An 18,176-nucleotide genomic window follows, 5' to 3' on the forward strand; every position below is an offset into this window, starting at 1 on the left:
CGCAGCAGGAGAGGGAGGGGTGGGGAACGGCGAACGACCCATCGCGGCAGAATCCTTGAATTGAGAGGCTGGTGAAGCGTCAGCCGCGGGGGCCGGACGCTCAGGGAAGAGCGAAGCGCTGCCCGAGCCGGGGCAGTCGCTTTTTGACCATTACTGGCCGAAGCACCTGAAGATTGAGGAGCTGTATCTTCTGGTTTGCGTCGTTTGAACAAGAGAACCCCGCTGCGCGTTCAATAAGGTGGCGGTTCGGGTGCCGCTGGCGGCTTGGGACGGGCGAGATACCATCGAAACGACACCCCATGTCCTTACCCGGCTTACACGTTAAGATGCGCAAGCGACAAGCCGATAAACGGCAGGTTTTCGCGGTTTTTGACCCTGACCGTGTCTTGTGTCATGGCCTTTGGCGAAGAATGCCGAACCTGTCGTTCACGCAGCGTTACGATTGCCATTGATCGTGTTGATTTCATGGCGTGAATGGGGGTTCTTTCGCTTTAATTCATCTCTCTGGAGACTTCATGACTGCGCCTGCTCTCGATCTGCTCTGCATCGGCAACGCTATTGTCGATATTCTGGCCCCGGTTTCCCAGGAGACGCTGACCGCTCTCGGTTCGCCTCTGGGCAGCATGACCCTGATCGATGCCACCCAGGCCGCAGAAATCGAAGCGAAGATCACGCCCGAGCAGATCATGGGCGGCGGGTCAGCCGCCAATACGGCTGTCGTTGCCGCGCGTCTCGGGACCCGCGTCGGTTATCTGGGCAAGGTCGCTGCCGATGAGGCTGGTCTTGGCTATGCCAGAGACCTGACCGCCCAGAACCTGCTTTACCCGTCCGTTCCGGTCGAGGCAGCCGATCGCCCCACCGCGCGCTGCATCATCCTCGTCACTCCCGACGGCCAGCGCACCATGCACACCTATCTTGGTATCTGCACCGAGTTCGGGCCGGAAGACGTCGATCAGGATGCCGTTTCCAGCGCCGCCGTGACCTATATGGAAGGCTATCTCTTCGACAAGGATCGCGCCCAGGCCGCCTTCATCCTCGCTGCCGAGACCGCGCACAAGGCGGGTCGTCGTGTGGCACTCACCCTGTCCGACACATTCTGCGTTGCCCGTCATCACGACGCTTTCCGTGCGCTGGTCGCCGGTCATATCGATATTCTCTTTGCCAACGAGGCCGAGATCTGTGCCCTTTACGGCACCGAAGATTTCGACTCCGCCGCTTCTCAGGCTGGCGCGGATGCCTCTTTGGTCGTGCTGACTCGCGCCGAAAAAGGCGCCGTCATTCTCTCCGAAGGCCAGAAGCTCGTCGTGTCGACCGAGCCCGTGAAGGTTGTGGATACCACGGGCGCTGGCGATGCCTTCGCCGCGGGCTTCCTCGCCGGTCTCGCCAAGGGCCACAGCCTTGAGACCTGCGCCATGCTGGGTAACCAGTCTGCCGCCGCCATCATCACCCGCATGGGCGCGCGCCCCGCCGAGGATTTCGCTCTTAAGGCGTAAGGTCTTCATGAGGCTCTGCCCCATTCCTCGCCAAAGGGCAGTCGCCCTTTGGAAAGCGGTTCGAATAAGGCGGGATGAAAGAGGCTCGCTGTTTTCCGGGGGGCGGGGCAGCGCCCCGCATACCTTGCCTGCTGGAAGTCCAGATCCGTCAGTTAGGCACAATTTCACCTTGTGCAACCTGAAAAACCCGTCTTTTCGGAACCTTTCATTGCACTCTGACGGGAAATTGTGCAGAACACGGCCAATCCGTCAGTCCCGGCTTTGTATCGTTCCAAGGGAGCGATCCGGCAGGGCATGACCCTGCAAGCCCGATCAGGACCGCTTCATGGAAATCCGTAACATCGCCATTATCGCGCACGTCGATCATGGCAAGACCACCCTCGTCGATCAGCTTCTCAAGCAGTCCGGTTCGTTCCGCGAGAACCAGCACGTTGCAGAACGCGCCATGGACAGCAACGACCTCGAGCGTGAGCGTGGCATCACCATTCTTGCCAAGTGCACCTCGGTCGTCTGGAACGACACGCGCATCAACATCATCGACACCCCAGGCCACGCCGATTTCGGTGGTGAGGTCGAGCGTATCCTGAGCATGGTGGACGGCGCGATCATCCTGGTCGACTCGGCTGAAGGCGCTCTGCCGCAGACGAAGTTCGTGCTGGGCAAGGCTCTGGCCCGTGGCCTGCGTCCGATCGTGGTCGTCAACAAGATTGACCGTGGTGATGCCCGTCCCGACGAAGTGCATGAAGAGATCTTCGATCTGTTCGCGGCTCTCGGTGCCGACGAGCATCAGCTCGACTTCCCGATGCTGTACGCTTCGGGCCGTCAGGGCTGGGCCGATCTGGAAATGAACGGTCCGCGCAAGGATCTCGCCCCGCTGTTCGATCTGGTGCTGCGCCATGTGCCCACGCCGGGTCTGGACAAGGAAGCACCGTTCGGCATGGTCGCGACCATTCTTGAGAGCGACAACTTCCTGGGCCGCATCCTGACCGGTCGTATCGAGCAGGGCCGTGCGCGCCTCAACATGCCGGTGCGCGTGCTGCGTCCCGATGGTTCGGTTGTCGAAACCGGCCGTCTGACGAAGCTGCTGTCGTTCCGCGGCCTTGAGCGCGTGCCGGTGGAAGAAGCCGAAGCCGGTGACATCGTGGCGGTGGCCGGTCTGTCCGACGCTACCATTCCTGACACCATCGCCGATCCGGCGCTCGATGGCCCGCTGCCCTCGACCCCGGTCGATCCGCCGACCCTGTCGATGACCTTCCGCATCAATGACGGCCCTCTGGGCGGTCGTGAAGGCAAGAAGGTGACGTCGCGTCAGATCCGTGATCGTCTGTTCAAGGAAACCGAAGGCAACGTTGCCATCAAGGTGACCGAGAGCGCCGAGAGCGAAGCTTTCGAAGTGGCTGGCCGTGGTGAACTTCAGCTGGGCGTGCTCATCGAAATGATGCGCCGCGAAGGCTTCGAGCTGACCATCGGTCGTCCGCGCGTGCTTTTCCGCACCAACGAAGAGACCGGCGAGCGTGAAGAGCCGTACGAAGAAGTTCTGGTTGACGTTGACGAGCCCTATTCGGGCGTGGTCGTCGAAAAGATGTCGATCCGTAAGGGCGTGATGCAGGATATGCGTCCGTCGGGTGGCGACAAGGTTCGTCTGACTTTTCTGATCCCGTCGCGCGGCCTGATTGGCTATCACGGCGAGTTCCTGACCGACACGCGCGGCACGGGCATCATGAACCGTCTGTTCGCGGGTTACAGGCCCTACGCCGGTACGATCGACGGCCGTCGCAACGGTTCGCTGATCTCTTCGGAAGACGGTGCGACCACGCAATATGCGCTGTTCGCGCTGCAGGATCGCGGCACGATGTTCGTCGACGCAGGCGAGAAGATCTATACGGGCATGATCCTGGGCGAGCATTCGCGTGAGAATGATCTCGACATCAACGCCGTGCGTGAAAAGAAGCTGACCAACATCCGCGCCGCCGGCAAGGACGATGCCCTGCTTCTGACCCCGCCGCGCAAGATGAGCCTCGAGCAGGCAATTGCCTATATCGAAGACGACGAGCTGGTCGAAGTGACGCCGTCTGCGGTGCGTATCCGCAAGCGTTACCTTGACCCGAACGAGCGCAAGCGTATGTCCAAGGTCAAGTCTGACGTCTGATTCCTGTCGCTTATCCGACCGGGTGGCCTCACCCGGCCGGATAGAGGCACTTCAGGACGGCGAAATCCATTCGTGAGCCAGTGTGAGCGGAGCGGATTTCAGAAAAAGGTCACCGGTAGCGGTGGCCTTTTTTAATGAACATGTCGCGATTAAGGCGAATATGCGCCTTTACCGTGCGATTACAGTCATTTTATTTAATTTCTTTCGAGACGATTTGAAAAAATACTGATAGCGTCCACGAGGTCATGAGTTCAGAGGGTCGGTTTCTTCGGCCTGCCTGACGCCTGTGATTATGTGAATTCGCTTTCTGGAGCTCGTTTCATGCTCGTTTTCAATCGTCGCCTTCTCACCGGTGTTGCCGCTCTTGCCATGACGCTGAGCGTTCCTGCTTTCGCTCAGGACGCCGCTCCGGCTGCCCAGGCGCCTGCCGCTGCTGCACCGGCCGCTCCTGCTGCTCCGGAAGCCACCGCTCCGGCTCCGACGTCTGAAGCTGCTCCGGCGGCATCGACCGACGACAAGGCTGCCAAGCACAAGCATAAGGGCAAGCACAAGCACAAGCACCACAAGAAGGGTGCAGAAGCTGCCGCCGAGAAGGACGCTTCCGGCAACTGATCGGTCTTGGGACTGGTTATGGAAAAGGGGCCGGAAACGGCCCCTTTTTTTGTGTGTACTATCTGGCTGGCGCTATGATGGCGGGTATTGAGAGGGTGTGGCGCTGATGACCGTCGATGTAGATAAGATATTGCACGAGATATTCTTTCCCGACGAAGACGAGCAACGTGCCTCATTCAGGAGTGGTGCCAAGCGATTCGCCTATTATACGAGTGCGGATACCGCGATAAAAATTATCGAAAAAAGCGAAATCTGGCTGCGTAATGCGACAGTCATGAATGATTTTCTGGAAATCGAACACGGCCATCGATGCATCGACGCGCTGTGGGCGGGAAGCGAGGGCGACAGGCTTCGTCAACTGATAGAGAAGATCGAACCGGGTGGTGCGGCTCAGCTATGGTCTTTGCTGACGGGCATTAGCCGGGACCGTTACGCTGGAACCTATATCACATCTCTGACTGAACACGGGCAGAATGATTCTGAGAACGAATTTGGTAGATTGTCGATGTGGCGTGCCTATGGAGGCGACACGAACGCGTGCCTTGTTATTGATCCTGTCGTTATCAGAGACGAAAAGCGTAACGATGGACTATTTATAAGTCCGGTTCTTTATGAAAGCCCTAATGGCTTCATAAGGCGCTTCTCTAAAATCATAGATCGCATGAACGAAAATATCGGTATTATTCATAATATAAATATAATCGAATTATTATACAGTTTATTTACACATTTTTCGGTTCTCCTAAAGCATCCTGGCTTTCATGAAGAGAAGGAATGGAGAGTTTATACGGGTAAATACTTGTCACCGAATCATGAGATTCCTTTGGAGACCACGCTGGTTTCTGTTGGGGGCGTACCGCAAAGGATCGCAAAGGTTAAGTTCAAACACCTTCAAGACAGGCAGGGACAACCATTGAACGCTGATCGGATTATAGAAAGAGTGATCATAGGCCCGTCGCCTTACGGTATCGTTCTCAAGGAGGCCATTGAAGCTGCTATGATAACAGCGAGTTTTGGCAATCAAGGTGATCGCGTTATCAATTCAGATATTCCCCTACGTAGGTGACAGAGAAACAGCGCCAATGCTGGTTGGGGTGAAGGGGGCAAGCCCCTTCCGGGTTCAGGGCAGAGCCCTGAAGACCTTTACGATGTATAGCGATCCAGCGAGAGATCGAGCGCCGGAATATCCGTGCGCTTGCCGCTGATGCGATCGGCAAGAATGCGACCCGAACCGCAGGCCATGGTCCAGCCCAGCGTGCCGTGGCCGGTATTGAGCCAGAGATTGCTGTAACGGCCAGACGGCCCGATGACGGGAGTGCCGTCGGGGGTGCAGGGGCGCAGACCGGTCCAGTAACGGGCGCGGCTAAGATCGGCGCCGCCATACATCTCGTTGAACGAAAGTTCGAGCGTTTCGCGACGGTCTTGGCTCAGCTTGAGGCGCCAGCCGGTCAGTTCCGCCGTGCCGCCGATGCGGATGCGATCGCCAAGGCGTGTCATGGCTACCTTGTAGGTCTCGTCATTGACCGTCGAGGTCGGCACGCGGCTCTCATCGGTGATCGGTGCCGTGAGCGAGTAGCCCTTGACCGGATAGACCGGCAGATCGAGTTCGATCGGCTTGAGCAAACGAGGCGAGTAGCTGCCGAGCGCCAGCACATAGGCATCGGCGGTCAGGCGGCCAGCGCTGGTGCGAATGCCGTAAATGGCGTCGCTCGCTGCCTCGATGGCTTCGATTTCGGTGCGAAAGCGAAAGCTGACGCCCTTTTCAGCGGCCATGGCGGCCAGACGCTGTGTAAAGAGATACGCATCGCCCGATTCGTCGCCCGGCAGGCGCAGCCCGCCCTTGAGCAGCGCGCGCGCTCCCGACAGACCGGGCTCGTATTTCAGGACCTCTTCCGTGCTCAGAAGCTCATGCGTCACACCGCTTTCGGCGAGCAGACGCATGTCTTCATGAGCGTGTTCAACCTGTTTGTCGGTGCGGAAGAGCTGGATCAGCTTTTTGCCCATCATCATAGGTGATGCCGGTCGCGCGGCGCAGTTCGGCCTGACAGTCGCGGCTGTATTCTGCGATACGCAGCATACGGCTCTTGTTGATGTCATAGGCATGATGCGTGCAGTTGGTCAGAAGCTGCGTCATGAAGCGCAGCATCGGCGCATTGACGGCAGCGGCACGCACCACCAGCGGCGCGTGCTTCTGGAACATCCAGCGCGTAGCCTTCAGTGGCAGGCCGGGCATGGCCCAGGGGGTTGAATAACCCGGCGAGACCTGACCGGCATTGGCGAACGAGGTTTCAAGCCCGACTCCGGGCTGGCGATCGATAACCTCAACCTCATGGCCCTGTTCAGCGAGATACCAGGCAGTAGTGACGCCGATCACACCGGCGCCCATGACGATGATCTTCATTGTGAACTCTCAATGTATTCACGATGGAAGCGCTTTCCGAGACTGGTCAGCAGCTCATATCCGATCGTATCCAGCGCTGAGGCCAGATCGTCCAGCGGACGATGGGGGCCGATCAGCTCGAAACCCGTGCCGGGGGGCAAGTCCAGTTCCCCTAGCGCGGTAATGTCCAGCGCCATGCAATCCATCGAGATCCGCCCCACTACGGGGAGGGATATGTCTGGCCTTGCAGGCAGAACCGCGCTGGTGAAGCCACCGGCGCGACGATGAAATCCGTCGGCATAGCGACAGAGAGCGTGGCGATGCGCGTCTTCTGCGTTGCCACGAAGCGCGCACTATAACCGACTGCCGTGTCCGGCGCGATCCATCGATCCTGAACTAGCCCGCCCAGCATCGTGACGACAGCCTGCATCGGGTTGGGCAGAGGGGGAGTGGGGTTGCCGCCGTAGAGCGCATAGCCGGGGCGGACCAGATCGAAATGGAACGCCTCGCCCAGAAAAATACCGCTCGATGCGGCAAGGCTGGCGGGCAAAGCAGGCAGCTTGCGCTTCAGCGCTTCAAAACGCAGGCGCTGGCCCTCATTGCGTGGTGAGGTCGCATCGTCGGCGCAAGCGAGATGACTCATGACATAGGCGATGTCGAGCGCGTCCGGCAGCGCCTCGGCACAAAGCGTGTCGAGATCCTTGCCCGAGAGCCCGAAACGCGACATGCCGCTATCGAGCTGAAGCAGGCAGGGTCGTTTACGACCTGTCTCCTGACCCAGCGCCGCCCAGCGACGCGCCTGATCGAGGCTGTTCAGAACGGGAGTCAGGCCCGAAGCGGCAAGAACCCTCTCGCTTGCAACGGGAGGGCCGTTCAGGATGCAGATTGCCGCGTCGTCCGGCAGAAGCGGGCGCAGGCCGAGCCCCTCCTCGACGGTTGCGACAAAAAAGCGGCGGCACCCGGCCTGGTAGAGGGCAGGGGCGACACGCGCCACGCCGAGCCCGTAGGCATCGGCCTTGACCGCCGCGCCTACCGCTACGCCGCGGCCGACTTTCCGAGTCAGCAGTGTGTAGTTCTGCTTGAGGGCATCGAGGTCGATGCGTAACCAGCCTCCGGCGCGCTGTTTCGCGCCTGCTTCCACCTCGCTCTGCTGCACTGTCATTCGGGTCCGGGTCTCTCGATCATTTCGAAATCATTCTAAACTGCCCCCTGCCATCGCTCAAGAGCCCGCGGGTACCCCCTTGCTGGTGGAATATTCGAAATGCAGCGCCTGATCGGGATGCACGATGGGATGGATGGCATGGGCGGCCATGGCCCTTCGCTGAATCCCTGCAGGATCAGCTTGAGTTTGCCGGGATAGGTCGCGACGTCGCCGATGGCGAACACGCCGGGCAGGCTGGTTTCCATGGTCGAGGGGGTGACGGGCAGGGTGGTGCGTATGCTGTCGATATTCCAGGTGGCAATCGGGCCGAGATCGGTCGAAAGACCGTAGAAAGGCAGAAGCGTATCGGCCTCGATACGGCGCACCTGCCCTTCGAGATCGATCACATCGACCGCCGAAAGCGCGCCGTTTTCTCCCTCAAGCGCGTGAAGCTGATAGGGTACGACCTTCTCGATGCGGCCTTCGGCCACGCGGGTTTCGATCTGGGCCAGTGTCTCCGGCGCACCACGAAAGCGGTCGCGGCGGTGCAGCAGATAGATCTTGTCGGCGATATCGGAGAGCGAGAGCGCCCAGTCGAGGGCGGAGTCGCCACCGCCCGCCACCACGATGCGCTTGCCAGCAAAATCGGCGCGCTTGCGCACGTAATACTGAACGGCGCCACTTGCCTCGTAAGCATCGAGCCCGTCCAGCGGCGGGCGATTCGGCCCGAAGGCACCCGCACCGGCGGCTATGATGACTGCGCGTGCCGTCACCACATTGCCCTTGTCGGTTTCGAGCGTGAAATCGCCGCGCGTCCCGGAGAGTTTTTCGACCCGCTGGCCGAGCAGGCGCAGCACATCGAAGGGGGCGATCTGCGCATCGAGCGCCGCGATCAGCGCGCCACCCTCGATCGAAGGATGGCCCGGAATGTCATAGATCGGCTTCTCAGGGTAAAGCGCCGCACATTGACCGCCGATCTCTCCCAGCGCGTCGATCAGAACGCAGGAGAGTTTGAGCATCCCGCATTCGAAAGCCGCAAAAAGGGCGGTCGGTCCTGCACCGATAATGGCGACATCGATATCGAGAGGAGTCTGGCCCATAAGCGCGTTCATTCCTGTCTGTTGCGTCCTGTGATCCTCCTAGCAGCTAACAGAAAGCGAGAGCCTCGCCCAGAGCCGGAACTGGAGCCAGACCCCGCCCTGCCGCAGCGTCTGACAGATACAGGCGCATTGCGTGTCACTCACACCTTTGATACGAAAGTCGCCAGCATCAAGAGTCGACAGATCCTGTCGGCGCCAACCTGCTCCCGGGCAAGGTGGTATCTTCGGTCTTGACCGAAGAGATGTGGCCGCTCCGGCAATCTCGGGACAAGCCACACCCCCTTTTCGTTCGGAGCGTCTGTACGTCCAGAAAGGACTCTCTGCCGTGGCCCAGCAATTTGCCAGTGATAATTATGCCGGTATCTGTCCCGAAGTCTGGGATGTGATGCAGCAGGCCAATGCGGGTTCGGTTCCGGCTTATGGCGACGATGAATGGACCAACCGCGCTTCTGACAGCTTCCGTACCCTGTTCGGTACGCAATGCGAGGTGTTCTTTGCCTTCAACGGCACAGCCGCCAATTCTCTGGCGCTCGCCTCGCTCTGCCAGTCCTATAACAGCGTCATCTGTTCGTCTTTTGCCCATGTCGAGACCGATGAATGCGGCGCGCCTGAATTCTTTTCCAACGGCTCCAAATTGCTGGTGGCCCGCACCGATCACGCCAAGCTTTTTCCCGAAGATATAAGGGCGCTGGCGACCTGTCGCAGCGATATCCACTATCCCAAGCCAAAGGTCGTGACGATCACCCAGCCTACCGAGACGGGTGAGGTCTATTCGCTGGCAGAAATACGCGCGATTGCCGAGACCTGCCGCGAACTGGGGCTGCGCCTGCATATGGATGGCGCCCGCTTCGCCAATGCCTGCGCGGCTCTGGGCTGCACGCCTGCCGAGATGACATGGCAGGCCGGAGTAGACGTGTTGTGTTTCGGCGGCACAAAGAACGGCATGGCTGTCGGAGAAGCGATTCTGTTCTTCGATCCTGCACTCGCCGAGGGCTTCGATTATCGCTGCAAGCAGGCAGGGCAGCTGGCCTCGAAAATGCGCTTTATTTCGGCGCCCTGGGTCGGTCTGCTGGAGAGCGGCGCCTGGCTGCGTAACGGCCAGCACGGTAATGACAGCGCCCGGGCGCTGGCAGAGCGGATCACGGCATTGCCCGGACTTTCCCTGATGTTTCCGGCGCAGGCCAATGCCGTGTTTCTCAAGGCACCTGAAGCCGTGCTCGAAGGGCTGCGTGAGCGGGGATGGCGTTTTTACACGTTCATCGGCGGTGGCGCGCGTTTCATGTTCGCCTGGGATGCCGCATCCGTACGTGTGGCGCAGCTTGCTGCCGATATCGAGGCCCTTGCGCGTGAGCCCTGCCACTCTTGCCAGCATTCATGCGCTCTCGGCGTCGACGCTGTCCGATCTGGACATGGCTGGCACGGCCGTGTTTGCGATTTCAGGCGCGCTGGTTGCTGCCAGGGCAAGGCAGAACATGATCACTTTCGCGTTCTTCGCCGCCATGACGGGCGTGGGTGGCGGCACGCTGCGCGATCTGCTGATCGGCGCACCTGTCTTCTGGATGCACGCCACAGCGCCGATTGCCGTCTGTCTGGGAATCGCCCTTCTGGTCTGGTTCACGCCCCATCGGGTCTGGCATGAGCGCGCCATAGACTGGTTCGACGGGCTGGGCCTCGCCTCCTATGCCGTTTATGGCGCAGCAAAAGCGACTGCCTATGGCATTCCGTGGTTACCGGCGGCGATCATGGGGGTCGTTACTGCCTGTATGGGCGGTATTATTCGCGACGTTCTGGCCGATCTGCCGTCCATTGTGATCCGCCCCGAGCTCTATGTCACTGCTGCCGCCCTTGCTGCAGGACTGTACGTCGGTCTGGATGCTGTCGGCCTCTCTCCGATTGCAGCAGGTGCGATCGCCGTCGTGCTAGGCTTCTGCCTGAGAGGCTATGCCATTATCGGCAAGGTCGATCTGCCTGCTTATCGTCGGTAATTGCTAGCGCGGCCGGATGCGGGGCGCTGCCCAGCTCTCCGCAAAAGGGCGGTCGCCCTTTCAAAACCCGGTTTCAGGATTATTGCGTCTCGACCCGCATGCCAAATACGAGACATGTGCGATCTGAAGTCGTGCGGACGCAAGTATGATGGAGCGAATGAAAGGGGCTTGCCCCTTTCGGGAGGAGGGGGGACTGGGCTGAGCCCTGCGCTTGCCTCTACCCATAGCGTGAGCCGGGCTTTACATTGTCGGTATGAGCCAAATCGACCTGCCCGATCAGCCTGCCACTGAAGCTTTTGCCGTTCGTCTGGCGGGGCTGGCGCAGCCGGGCGATGTCATTGCGCTGCATGGCGAGATGGGCATGGGCAAGAGCGTTTTTGCCCGGGCTTTCTTGCGGGCGCTGGCGCAGGATCCGGCGCTCGAAGTGCCGAGTCCGACCTTTTCTCTGGTTCAGACTTACGACACTAGCAAAGGCGCTGTGGCGCATTTCGATCTGTGGCGTCTCGATGGGCCTGACTCATTATTCGAGCTGGGCTGGGACGAGCTTCAGGAGGGCATCATGCTGGTCGAGTGGCCGGAGCGCGCCGAAGGTGAGTTGCCCGATCATGCGCTTCATCTGACCCTGACTCAGGGAAATGAAGAAGAGGCACGGAAAGTGACCATTACGGGATGGAGCGACCGGCTGTGATTCTTGCGACTATCCCGGCAGACCGATCCTTTCTGGATGATGTGGCACGACGCTGGCTTGAGGGGGGCGCCGCGCAGGATGACGCCAATGCGCTGATTCTTGTGCCGGGGCGTCGCGCAGCGCGTAATCTCACCGAGGCGTTTCTGCGCTGTCTTGACGGCAAGGCGGCGTTGTTGCCACGCATTTTGCCTGTAGGCGATGTGAGCGAAGACGATCTGGCGCTTTCGGGTGTCGAGGCGTTTTCCTTTCCTGCTGCGGTCGATCCGCTGCGCCGCCTGTCGGTTCTGGCGGCGCTGGTTTTGCGCGCAAAGGGCGTGTTCAGCGCGGAGCTGACGCTCGAACAGGCATGGCCGCTCGCCTCCGCTCTGGCGGAGTTGATGGATGATGCCGAGCGCGTGGGGGTGGATCTGCGTAAGCGCCTTCCCGATGCCGCCGAGCCGCGCTTTGCCGATCACTGGCACAAGACACTGCAATTTCTGCATATCGTCACCGAGGCCTGGCCCGCCTGGCTGAACGAAACCGGTCTGATGAATCCCGTGGCGCGTCAGGTGGCGGTGCTCAGGGCGCAGGCCGAACGCTGGATGCAGGCGCCGCCGCAGGGCAGGCTCTGGGCGGTCGGGTTTACCGATGGCATGTTTGCCGTCTGCGCCATTCTTCGTGCGGTGCTTGACGCGCCTCAGGCTGCGTGATCCTGCCCGGTGTCGATCTCGATCTGCCTGAGACTCTGTGGGGAACCCTGCCGGAAAGCCATCCGCAATCGGGTTTCCGTCGTCTTATCGAGGATCTGGGCGTTTCCCGTGAAACCATCACCCTGTGGGATGATGGGGCGCCCCCACAAAATGCCTCTGCCCGCGAGGCCTTGCAGGGTCGTATCGCTCTGGCGGGTTTGATGATGCGGCCCATGGAGGGACTTTCGGCTTGGGGTGAGACTGTTGCGCCGCTGCCCCTGACCGGAATCACGCGTCTTGATGCCGCTGATCAGCAGCAGGAAGCGGCCAGTATCGCCATGATTTTGCGAGAGGCGGTTGAACGCCCCGGCAGAACCGCGTCTCTCGTTACGCCCGATCGTGCTCTGGCCCGTCGCGTTGCAACCGAGCTGCTGCGCTATGGCATTGTGGCCGATGACAGTGCGGGTGAAAGTCTTGCGCTCAGTCCTGCTGCTATTCTGTTGCGCCTTCTGACTGAAGCCGCCGCCGAAAATCTCGCCCCTGTGGCACTTCTGGCGCTGCTGAAACATCCGCTCGTGGCGCTGGGCAGCACGCCGGGCAATTGTCGCGCTACGGCGCGCCGTCTGGAACGCCTCGTTCTGCGGGGGCCTGCGCCTCCGCCGGGCATGAAGGGACTGCGACAGGCGCTGGACCGTCAGGACCAGAGCGAGGCCGAAAGTGCCGATCGCCCCGATCAGGCCGAACCGCTCGATCTGTTTCTCGACCGTCTGGACGCGGCGGTGTCGCCTTTGCTCGATTGCGGCGCCCTGCCTCTGCCGGCATTGCTGACGCGCCTCATTCAGGCGGCGGAAGCTTTGGCCAGCACGCAGGAGCAACCGGGTGAAGAGCGACTCTGGATGGGGGCAGAGGGTCATGCCCTGTCGCGCCATCTGGTCGGGTTGATGACCCATGGCGCCGTTATGCCGCCCCAGAGACTGGATGGGCTGCCTGCTTTCCTGCTGGCGTCCATGGCGGGAAAAATGGTGTTCGGCCAGCGCGTGCTGCAGGGGCGCGATGGTGAGGCCCTGCATCCACGCGTGTCGATTCTGGGGGTGCTGGAGGCGCGTCTGCAATTTGCCGATCTGGTCATTCTGGGCGGGTTGAATGAAGGGATCTGGCCCCCTGCGACCGATCCTGGCCCCTGGTTGAGTCGGCCCATGCGCACACGCGCCGGTCTGCCCTCTCCCGAGCGGTTGATCGGTACGGCGGCGCATGACTTCACCACTGCCTTTCTCTCAGGTGAGGAAATCGTGCTTTCGAGCGCGGCCAGACGCGACGGTGCTCCTGCCGTTCCGGCGCGCTGGCTGGTGCGGCTCGATGCCCTGCTCGAAGGGCGGGGCCAGAAGCTGCCCGCTCATCCCGCCCTGATCTGGCAGGCGGCGATGGATCAGCCTGCAGGGCCGGCGCGCCCGGTACCACCGCCAGAGCCACGCCCGCCCGTTGCCTTGCGTCCGCGTCGACTGTCCGTGACCGAAATCGATGCCTGGCTGCGCGATCCTTATGCGATCTATGCGCGCCATGTGCTGAAGCTGAAGGCGCTCCCAGCACTGGAGGAAGCCGCTGATCGCTCCGATATCGGCGTCGTGGTTCATGATGGAATCGATCTCTGGCTGAAACAGGGGCAAAAAGGCGGCAACGCCTTGCATGATTGTCTGCTTGCCGTGCTCGAAGCCCGTGAGCTGCGCCCGGCCCTCGCAGCGTGGTGGCGTCCGCGTGTGCTGCGCATTGCCGAATGGGTGTGTGAGCGCGAAGCCCAGCGCGAAAAACCGGCCCAGCTCAAGACCGAGCAGAAAGGCACGCTTACCTTGACCCCGCCTTACGCCCCGTTCCGCCTGACCGCACGTGCCGACCGGATCGAGATAGGGCGGGACGGGCGCGCTACGATCATCGATTACAAGACCGGCACTCTGCCAAGGTGAGCGATGTCGAAGCCGGGTGGAGTTCACAGCTTGTGCTTGAAGCCGCCATGCTGCGTCTTGGCGGTTTTGCCGATCTGCCTGCGGCGGAAACCGCCTCATTGCTTTACTGGCGTCTGACGGGTGATCGTCATCGTGGCGAAGAACTCAGCGTGCCACGCAAGCCGGAAGATCTGGACCCTCTGATCGATTCCGCGCTCGACAGGCTGCGCCGACGGGTCGAGGTGTTCGACGATCCGAACACGGCTTATCGCTCTCACCCTCACCCCGATTACGTGCCGCGTTACAGCATTATGCTCATCTGGCGCGCGTTTCGGAGTGGAGTGCTGCGCGTGAGGAGGGCGGGGAATGAACGATCTGGCAAAGCTGAACGCGCAGGTCATCGCCTCGGCTAATGACATCCAGAGACAGGCTTCCGATCCGCTGGCGTCGGTTTTCGTCTCGGCCTCGGCGGGAAGCGGCAAGACGAAACTGCTGATCGACCGCCTGCTTCGCCTGATGCTACCGGTTCTGATGCCTGACCCCGAAACCGGGGCACCTGTATTGCTGCCGGGCAGCGACCCCGCACGTATCCAGTGTCTGACTTTTACTCGTGCGGCGGCGGCGGAAATGGCCAATCGCCTGCAATCCCGTCTGGGTCGGTGGGTGTCTCTTTCCGATGCGGCGCTCGACCGCGAATTGCATGGGCTCAGCGTGCCGGCCTCGTTTGAAACCCGTCAGGCGGCACGCGCCCTGTTCGTGCGTGTGCTCGATCTGCCGGGCGGCATGAAGATCGGCACGATCCATGCTTTCTGTCAGTCGCTTCTCAGGCGCTTTCCGCTCGAAGCTGCCATCAATCCGCATTTCACCCTGATGGAGGAGACCGATTCGAGCCTCGCTCTGGCCAATGCCATCGAGCAGACTCTGTCTCGTGCCAAGGGTGACGCCGCGATGGAAGCGCGTCTGACGCTTCTGGCTGGTCAGGTCGGGCTTGAAGATTATCTCGACCGCATCAGGGCGTTGCAGGGGCGTGTGTCGCGTCTGAGGCAGAGCTTCGCGCGCTGGCAGATCGAGCCGGGCGTTATTGAACGTGCTTATCGCAAGGCCTTCGGCGCCGAGGACGAAGTCGATCTGGCAGACCTCGAAGCGCAGCGCTGTGTTTCACCGCAGGAAGACGCTCTGCGTCGATGCGCGCAGGAGGCGCTACCGCTCGGCACGGCCACGATGCAGGCGACGCTGGGCAAGATGCTCGACGCGCTGTCCCGACCGGCTTCCGAGCGCGATCAGGCTCTGTGGAGCGATCTTTTCGTGACAGGCACCGGCACGCCACGCGCCGCACGTGCTTTCGTCCCTGCCGCCATTGCCCGCGACCGGCTTCATATCATGGAGGCTTTTACGGCCGAGGCCGAACGGCTCATTGCGCTGGATCGGGCGATTGCGGTGCAGCGTCTGATTGCGCTCAATCTGGCGCTTTTCGCCCTCGCTGCGCCGACGCTCGACCGTTATGCGCGGGACAAGACGCTGCGCGGTCTGGTCGATTATGACGATCTTATCGCCAGCACGCGTGATCTGCTGCGCGATCCGGGCGCCTCCTGGGTATTGTACAAGCTCGATGGCGGTCTCGATCATCTTCTGCTCGACGAGGTGCAGGACACATCTGCCGCACAATGGGAGATTGCTACGGCGCTGATCGAGGAATTCTTCGTGGGTGAAAGTGCCCGCGAGATGGAAGGCCGCCCGCGCACGGTCTTTGCCGTGGGCGATTTCAAGCAATCGATCTATGCGTTTCAGGGGGCCGATCCTCAGGGGCTGTTCGGCGCTCGAGACCGGTTTCGCGAGATGGTTCTCGGTGCGGCGCAGGATTGGCGTACGCCCGAAATCGGCGTGTCGTTCCGTTCTGTCACGCCTGTGCTCGATCTGGTAGATGCGGTCTTTAACAGCCCTCTTGCGGCGGACGGCTTGCGCGAGCCGGGGCGCGACTCCCTGCCGCCGCATCGCTCTGCCCGCCCCGGTCAGGGGGGGCGTGTCGAGCTCTGGCCCTTGGTGCCGAAAGACGAGAAAGACGCGATCGACGATCCCTGGGCGGCCCCCACCGGCAATGCCGGTCAGAGCCGCGCCCCGCAGAAACTGGCGGATACGCTGGCCCAATGGATCGCAGTGCAGATCGGCAAGCCGCCCCAGCCGGGCCAGGCGCCGCTTCGTGCGGGTGAGGTTCTGGTTCTGGTCCCGCGTCGTTCGGCTTTTCTGCGGGCGCTCATCCGCGCGTTGAAAGGGCAAGGCGTCGAAGTCGCTACGCTCGTCGGTGTCAGGCTGACCGATTCGCTGGCCGTGCAGGATCTGATGGCGCTGTGCCATGCGCTGCTTCTGCCGCAGGACAACCTGACATTGGCAGCCGTGCTGACCTCGCCTTTCGGCGGGGTCAGTGATGCCTCGCTGATGGATCTGGCCGTGGAGCGCGGTGAGCGTCCTCTCTGGACCGTTCTGCGCGAGCGCCATCTTGAGCGCCCGGAATGGCAGAGTGCGTGGGAGCGTCTTTCTGCGCTCCAGACCCGTATCGATTTCGCCACCCCCTATCAGATCCTGGCCGATGCGCTGGGCCGTCATGAGGGCCGCGCCCGGGCTCTGGCCAGGCTGGGGCCGGAGGCGGCGGAACCGCTCGACGATCTGCTTTCTGCCGCGTTACGTTTCGAGGCGCTTCATGCGCCGTCTATGCAGGGCTTTCTGCACTGGCTCGACTCCAGCAGTCTGACGGTCAAGCGTGAAGCAGAAGCCGAGATCGATGCCGTGCGCATCATGACTGTACATGGTTCGAAAGGCTTGCAGGCCCGTCTTGTGATCCTGCCAGATATGACGGGAGAGGTTCAGGCGAGACAAAGCTTCTCTGGACGCGCCAGAGCGGGCTCGATCTGCCGGTCTGGATGCCGGGCAGGGAACTGCCCTCCGCCCTTGGAGAAAAGCTCAAGGAGCAGGAAAAAGCTGCCGCTCAGGCCGAGCGCAATCGGCTGCTCTATGTTGCTCTGACACGCGCCAGCGACTGGCTGGTGGTGTGTGGCTGGGAGCCGAGACGCAAGCAGAGCGAGACCTCGTGGTATGCCCTTTGCGCGGCCGGGCTTGCCCAGCTGGGTGCCACGAATCATCCATTCGAAGGTGGCTGGGAGGGAGAATATCTGGTGATCGAGGCGCAGCCTGAAAGCGTGTCTCACACCCCCAGGGAGAGTGCGTCCGCTTTACCCGCGCCCATGCCCGCTCTTTTCGGCACGGCGCCTGGCTGGCACGCACTCCCTGCTCCGCATGAGGCGCCTCTAACCCGGCCTCTGGCGCCCAGCCGACCGGAGAACGCGTCTTACGGCGCGGCACCGCCGGCATTGTCGCCTCTGCAAATTGCCGCAGGGCAGGAGAGCGGGCGCAGGCGCGCGCTCGATCGCGGTACGCTCGTGCATCGTCTTCTGCAATGGCTGCCCGATCGTGATGAGGCGGACTGGCGATTTCTCGCCGAGGATTTTCTGGCACAGCCTGCGCACGGCCTAGCACCTGAAGAAATCGAGCGGCTGGTGACTCAGGTTCTGGCGGTTCTGAAGGATGAGACGCTCGCGCCTCTTTTTGCGCCTGGCAGTCTGGCCGAGCAGCCGATTACCGGGCTCGCTTTCGGTCAGGTCGTGCTCGGGCAGGTCGATCGTCTGCGTGTGACGGAAAACTGCGTCATGCTCTGCGATTTCAAGACGAACCAGTATCCACCCCGACCGGGTCAAGCCGTGCCTGCGGCCTATCAACGTCAGATGGCGGCCTATGGAGCGGTGCTCAGACAGCTCTATCCTGACCGCGAACTCGTCATGGCGCTGGTCTGGACAGAAGGCCCGACCATCAGCCTCGTGGAGACAGAGCAGTAGCGTTGATCGATACGGGCTTATCGCCGCAAAGAACTGGGGTCTTTGAAGAGCAGCGCCATGACGCGTCCATGATCCGGATTAGTTGCGACGGACCCATCGCTGCGGATTCGAGAGGTCAGAGCACGAAGGCGCTGTCTGT

At 61.4% G+C, this 18,176-nt stretch carries 10 protein-coding genes, 5 pseudogenes and 1 riboswitch; of the genes and pseudogenes, 11 read left to right on the forward strand and 4 right to left on the reverse strand.

The features are described 5' to 3' along the window. Positions 1-515 precede the first annotated feature (515 nt). The 4 genes from JCM25414_RS01990 (at position 516) to JCM25414_RS02005 (ending at position 5,320) form a co-directional block, all read left to right on the forward strand. Positions 516-1,493 (forward strand): adenosine kinase, encoded by a 978-nt coding sequence (locus JCM25414_RS01990; RefSeq protein WP_025840560.1) that lies wholly within the window; start codon positions 516-518, stop codon positions 1,491-1,493. Between the two features lie 325 nt (positions 1,494-1,818). Next, complete coding sequence (typA, locus tag JCM25414_RS01995) at positions 1,819-3,642, forward strand: translational GTPase TypA (protein WP_025840561.1); 1,824 nt, start codon at positions 1,819-1,821, stop codon at positions 3,640-3,642. Positions 3,643-3,963: 321 nt separating this feature from the next. After that, a complete protein-coding gene (locus JCM25414_RS23575) occupies positions 3,964-4,254 on the forward strand; it encodes a hypothetical protein (RefSeq protein ID WP_035442530.1) in 291 nt (96 codons plus the stop codon). Between the two features lie 106 nt (positions 4,255-4,360). Then, positions 4,361-5,320 (forward strand): DUF2971 domain-containing protein, encoded by a 960-nt coding sequence (locus JCM25414_RS02005; RefSeq protein WP_025840563.1) that lies wholly within the window; start codon positions 4,361-4,363, stop codon positions 5,318-5,320. A gap of 77 nt (positions 5,321-5,397) precedes the next feature. On the opposite strand, the pseudogene JCM25414_RS16155 reads toward JCM25414_RS02005, so the two are convergent. The 4 genes and pseudogenes from JCM25414_RS16155 to JCM25414_RS16165 all read right to left on the reverse strand — a co-directional run bounded on the left by JCM25414_RS16155 (position 5,398) and on the right by JCM25414_RS16165 (position 8,875). After that, positions 5,398-6,655: pseudogene (locus JCM25414_RS16155) on the reverse strand (D-amino acid dehydrogenase). Further along, the gene (locus tag JCM25414_RS24230; protein ID WP_242403308.1) at positions 6,652-6,888 is read right to left on the reverse strand and encodes an alanine racemase C-terminal domain-containing protein; all 237 of its coding nucleotides are present in this window, start codon (positions 6,886-6,888) and stop codon (positions 6,652-6,654) included. The pseudogene JCM25414_RS16155 and the gene JCM25414_RS24230 overlap by 4 nt, the downstream one beginning before the upstream one ends. Further along, positions 6,855-7,796: an alanine racemase gene (locus tag JCM25414_RS16160; RefSeq protein ID WP_242403267.1), complete on the reverse strand. Its 942-nt coding sequence runs from the start codon at positions 7,794-7,796 to the stop codon at positions 6,855-6,857. The genes JCM25414_RS24230 and JCM25414_RS16160 overlap by 34 nt, the downstream gene beginning before the upstream one ends. Positions 7,797-7,853: 57 nt before the next feature. Beyond that, positions 7,854-8,875, reverse strand: a pseudogene (locus JCM25414_RS16165) (NAD(P)/FAD-dependent oxidoreductase). A 161-nt stretch (positions 8,876-9,036) separates the two neighbouring features. Further along, positions 9,037-9,149, forward strand: a riboswitch (SAM-I-IV-variant riboswitch). Between the two features lie 51 nt (positions 9,150-9,200). Between JCM25414_RS16165 and JCM25414_RS16175 the strand changes: the two are divergent. The 7 genes and pseudogenes from JCM25414_RS16175 to JCM25414_RS26320 form a co-directional block, all read left to right on the forward strand. After that, positions 9,201-10,223, forward strand: a pseudogene (locus JCM25414_RS16175) (threonine aldolase family protein); the annotation flags it as partial. Positions 10,224-10,284: 61 nt separating this feature from the next. Next, positions 10,285-10,434: pseudogene (locus JCM25414_RS24235) on the forward strand (TRIC cation channel family protein); the annotation flags it as partial. Beyond that, positions 10,435-10,860 carry a trimeric intracellular cation channel family protein gene (locus JCM25414_RS24240; protein ID WP_081775754.1) on the forward strand — a complete coding sequence of 142 codons (426 nt, stop codon included), beginning with the start codon at positions 10,435-10,437 and terminating at the stop codon, positions 10,858-10,860. 253 nt (positions 10,861-11,113) lie between these two features. Next, on the forward strand, positions 11,114-11,548 hold the full coding sequence (gene tsaE / locus JCM25414_RS02035; protein ID WP_025840565.1) for a tRNA (adenosine(37)-N6)-threonylcarbamoyltransferase complex ATPase subunit type 1 TsaE: 435 nt from the start codon (positions 11,114-11,116) through the stop codon (positions 11,546-11,548). Continuing rightward, positions 11,530-14,523 (forward strand): annotated as a pseudogene (gene addB, locus JCM25414_RS26915) (double-strand break repair protein AddB). The gene tsaE and the pseudogene addB overlap by 19 nt, the downstream one beginning before the upstream one ends. Next, positions 14,520-17,171 (forward strand): UvrD-helicase domain-containing protein, encoded by a 2,652-nt coding sequence (locus tag JCM25414_RS16185; RefSeq protein ID WP_369345968.1) that lies wholly within the window; start codon positions 14,520-14,522, stop codon positions 17,169-17,171. The pseudogene addB and the gene JCM25414_RS16185 overlap by 4 nt, the downstream one beginning before the upstream one ends. Then, complete coding sequence (locus JCM25414_RS26320; RefSeq protein ID WP_369345969.1) at positions 17,069-18,037, forward strand: PD-(D/E)XK nuclease family protein; 969 nt, start codon at positions 17,069-17,071, stop codon at positions 18,035-18,037. The genes JCM25414_RS16185 and JCM25414_RS26320 overlap by 103 nt, the downstream gene beginning before the upstream one ends. Positions 18,038-18,176: the final 139 nt, after the last annotated feature.

Source organism: Asaia platycodi JCM 25414 (genome assembly GCF_000614545.1).
In the GTDB taxonomy this organism is placed as follows: Bacteria; Pseudomonadota; Alphaproteobacteria; order Acetobacterales; family Acetobacteraceae; genus Asaia; species Asaia platycodi.

What these genes read in the sequence shown, in the direction of transcription:
- typA (WP_025840561.1), top strand. Translation starts at nt 1,819, where the DNA reads ATGGAAATCCGTAACATCGCCATTATCGCGCACGTCGATCATGGCAAG.
- JCM25414_RS16160 (WP_242403267.1), bottom strand. Translation starts at nt 7,796, where the DNA reads ATGACAGTGCAGCAGAGCGAGGTGGAAGCAGGCGCGAAACAGCGCGCC.
- JCM25414_RS23575 (WP_035442530.1), top strand. Translation starts at nt 3,964, where the DNA reads ATGCTCGTTTTCAATCGTCGCCTTCTCACCGGTGTTGCCGCTCTTGCC.
- JCM25414_RS01990 (WP_025840560.1), top strand. Translation starts at nt 516, where the DNA reads ATGACTGCGCCTGCTCTCGATCTGCTCTGCATCGGCAACGCTATTGTC.
- JCM25414_RS16185 (WP_369345968.1), top strand. Translation starts at nt 14,520, where the DNA reads ATGAACGATCTGGCAAAGCTGAACGCGCAGGTCATCGCCTCGGCTAAT.
- JCM25414_RS24240 (WP_081775754.1), top strand. Translation starts at nt 10,435, where the DNA reads ATGCACGCCACAGCGCCGATTGCCGTCTGTCTGGGAATCGCCCTTCTG.
- JCM25414_RS02005 (WP_025840563.1), top strand. Translation starts at nt 4,361, where the DNA reads ATGACCGTCGATGTAGATAAGATATTGCACGAGATATTCTTTCCCGAC.
- JCM25414_RS26320 (WP_369345969.1), top strand. Translation starts at nt 17,069, where the DNA reads ATGCCGGGCAGGGAACTGCCCTCCGCCCTTGGAGAAAAGCTCAAGGAG.
- tsaE (WP_025840565.1), top strand. Translation starts at nt 11,114, where the DNA reads ATGAGCCAAATCGACCTGCCCGATCAGCCTGCCACTGAAGCTTTTGCC.